The following is a 2,036-nucleotide window of genomic DNA, read 5'->3' as shown; positions in this document are numbered from 1 at the left end:
CTACTGTCGTCGGGCCGGATCATCTTCCTCGACGACCCGACGAGTTCGATGGATACGGCGACGGAGCGTCAATTCGTGACCCGTCTCAAGGAAGGATTGAGTCCGGATCAAACGCTGATCGTGACGACACATCGCAATGCGGTTCTGTCCCTGGTGTCACGCATCGTTGTGATCGATGGCGGACGGGTCGTTACCGATGGTCCAGTCGAGAAGGTAATGCGTATCCTCAATGAAAAGGCCGGCGGGGTCTGATGAGTGCTGAAACCGGAAGCCAAGTGGCGAGATTGCGGCGTGAGCGATGAAGCGAGCTAGGCGCCGATCGATCCGACGCACTTTGCGCAATCTGTCGGCTTTCTCCGCTTGCGCGCTTTTGGTCTTCGTCGACGGTACGCCGACACAGGCACAGGAACCAACGGCCGCAAATTCTCCAGCCGTCCGATCCGGATGCGGCTTTCTCAACTTGACAAAGAAGGATCTCACCAGCGCTCTGAAGGAGTGCGGCGCCTTCGCGCCATTCTTCCTGTCGGATGAGCCCCGGTATCAGGCGCCGCGGGAGCCGTTTGCACTCGGGCTGCGCGGTGACGAGGCTCCCATGCTGTTTGGGCAGAACCGCTTCGTGCAGCACTTCCCCCTCTATCTGACCGGCCTTTACCCGCGGCAACGAAACGACGACGGCGACACAGCTGCCGCGACGGTCAAGCAGGCGGCACTGGGCGGCACTGTCCGAGGGGGGATGATCGTAGAGCATGCCGACGATATTGGGCAGCCGACGGTGAGGGTCGGCACGGTGATCTGGGGAGCAGAGCCGCCCCTGCTGACCGCGAACGGCAAAGTCTCGCGGATCTTTGGAAACCTAACCATCAACGGGCACGAGGTTGCGATGAGCCTGGCGTTGTCGCCGGCCGTGGCCGGGGGGGGCCTGATGATCGAGATCAAGGTACGGGGCGAAGGCGAGGGCGAAGTCGGCGTTCCCCGCCTTCGCCAGACGGGAGATCGCTCCGGAGAACCAATGGATATGGTCGGTCGCAGGCGGGCTGAGGGCGAGTTCGTTTTCACCCCGGCGACTGATTCGCAGGCGCTTCAAAACGTCACTGGCGCCTTGCTGAAGGGACAATGGATCGACGTGCCGGTCCGGCCGAAGGGCGAAACTTCCTATATGCTGACAATGGAACTGGCGCGGCCCGGGAAGGAGCTGATCAAGCGTGCGTTCGCAGATTGGAATCTTCCGGACGAAGCCCGCTAGTTTCTGACCTTCGCAATCAAGGTGCGGCCGATCTGACTCTGTCGCAAGTCGGATCGAGCTCGTGACGGCGAACGGGCGGCGTGTCATCGTCGACGGAACCGTTGATGTCGATGCGCTGCTTCGGATTCTGCGCGCTCTGGAAACGCTACGGTGATCCCGGTTCCGACGGGCGTCCGGGTCTGGTTGGCGACGGGCTACACGGATATGCGCCGCGGCTTTCCGGGCCTGTCGCTGCAGGTGCAGGAAGTGCTTCGCCGGGATCCACTGAGCGGGCATCTCTTCTGCTTCCGTGGTCGCCGCGGCGATCTTTTGAAGGTGATCTGGCATGATGGCCAGGGCGCCTGCCTGTTCACGAAACGGCTGGAACGCGGGCGCTTTTTTTTGTGGCCGAGCCCAGCGGACGGGGCGGTAAYGATCTCGACGGCTCAGCTCGGCTACCTTTTGTCCGGAAYCGATTGGCGCAGCCCCCAGGAAACGTGGCGCCCAACGCGGGTCGGTTAGCATTTAGCTTTTGAAATCGCAGGCGAAATCTGATTCACTGGCTTCGTGACGTTGAAGGTACGCCTCCGGGGATGGCCGCCTTGTTTGGCGCTGAGGAAGGGCTGAAGTCCTAGGGATAATCCTAGGAGTAGCCCTATGACTTTGTCTCGCGTCGAGGTGATCACATCTGTCGAGCGTCGGCGCCGGTGGTCTCGCGAGGAGAAGGAGCGGCTTGTCGCGGCGTCGTTCGAGCCTGGCGTTTCCTCATCCGAGGTCGCGCGTGCCGCTGGCATTCACGTGAGCCAGCTGTTCC

3 protein-coding genes and 2 pseudogenes are annotated in these 2,036 nt (G+C 61.8%); all 5 read left to right on the top strand.

Annotation, left to right across the window (positions count from 1 at the left end; genetic code table 11):
* Window positions 1–252 (top strand): annotated as a pseudogene (locus AC1D34_RS37025) (type I secretion system permease/ATPase); the annotation flags it as partial.
* 82 nt (window positions 253–334) lie between these two features.
* Window positions 335–1,243 (top strand): hypothetical protein, encoded by a 909-nt coding sequence (locus tag AC1D34_RS37020; RefSeq protein ID WP_476777457.1) that lies wholly within the window; start codon window positions 335–337, stop codon window positions 1,241–1,243.
* A gap of 49 nt (window positions 1,244–1,292) precedes the next feature.
* Window positions 1,293–1,397 (top strand): annotated as a pseudogene (locus AC1D34_RS37015) (IS66-like element accessory protein TnpA); the annotation flags it as partial.
* Window positions 1,394–1,744 carry an IS66 family insertion sequence element accessory protein TnpB gene (gene tnpB, locus AC1D34_RS37010; protein ID WP_476826958.1) on the top strand — a complete coding sequence of 117 codons (351 nt, stop codon included), beginning with the start codon at window positions 1,394–1,396 and terminating at the stop codon, window positions 1,742–1,744. The pseudogene AC1D34_RS37015 and the gene tnpB, both read left to right, overlap by 4 nt.
* 135 nt (window positions 1,745–1,879) lie before the next feature.
* Window positions 1,880–2,036, top strand: a 157-nt coding sequence (locus tag AC1D34_RS37005) for a transposase (RefSeq protein ID WP_476826959.1), incomplete at its 3' end; no start/stop codon positions are given.

This window comes from Allobosea sp. P1_A7 (assembly GCF_056406775.1).
Note: the sequence above shows the minus strand (reverse complement) of the source record. Positions and strands in the feature narration are given on the sequence as shown.